Origin of the sequence: Mesorhizobium sp. M7A.F.Ca.ET.027.02.1.1 (assembly GCF_004022985.1) — a bacterium.
In the GTDB taxonomy this organism is placed as follows: Bacteria; Pseudomonadota; Alphaproteobacteria; order Rhizobiales; family Rhizobiaceae; genus Mesorhizobium.
The window spans coordinates 1-394 of the sequence record NZ_RZOL01000987.1 but is presented as its reverse complement, the minus strand read 5'-3'; the positions used below and the strand labels follow the sequence as shown (position 1 = coordinate 394).

Genomic DNA, 394 nt, shown 5'->3' with positions numbered 1-394 from the left:
GGCCGGAACGCCTGGCCCCTGCGCGATCGTCGGCCGCTCGACTCCGATGTCGAGCTGCTCGCGCCAGTCGGCCTTGCCCTTGGTCAGCTCGCCGCCGGCGCGCGTATAGCCGCGGAACTGCGAGGATTTGACCATTTCGATCGCCAGCTTGTCGGCCTCCGGCAAGGCGAAGAACCGCCGCGAGGCATCGAGCACGTCGGAGATTTCAGAAGCCGATATGCCGTGGCCGGAGAGATAGAAGAAGCCGACGTCGCGGGCGGCAGTGCGCAGGTCGAACAGAAACGTCCGCAGTTCCGATGCGCCCTGGTCGAGGCGGTCGAGATCGAGCACGGGGATAATTCGGGCCATGGTCAGGCTCCTTTCGCGGCACTATGCGACCCCGCCCCCACGATGC

At 66.5% G+C, this 394-nt stretch carries 1 protein-coding gene; it reads right to left on the bottom strand.

Annotated elements, in window-relative coordinates; all coding sequences use genetic code 11:
• Positions 1–348, bottom strand: a 348-nt coding sequence (locus EN749_RS37380; protein ID WP_145991243.1) for a 2-oxoglutarate and iron-dependent oxygenase domain-containing protein, incomplete at its 3' end; no start/stop codon positions are given.
• Positions 349–394: the final 46 nt, after the last annotated feature.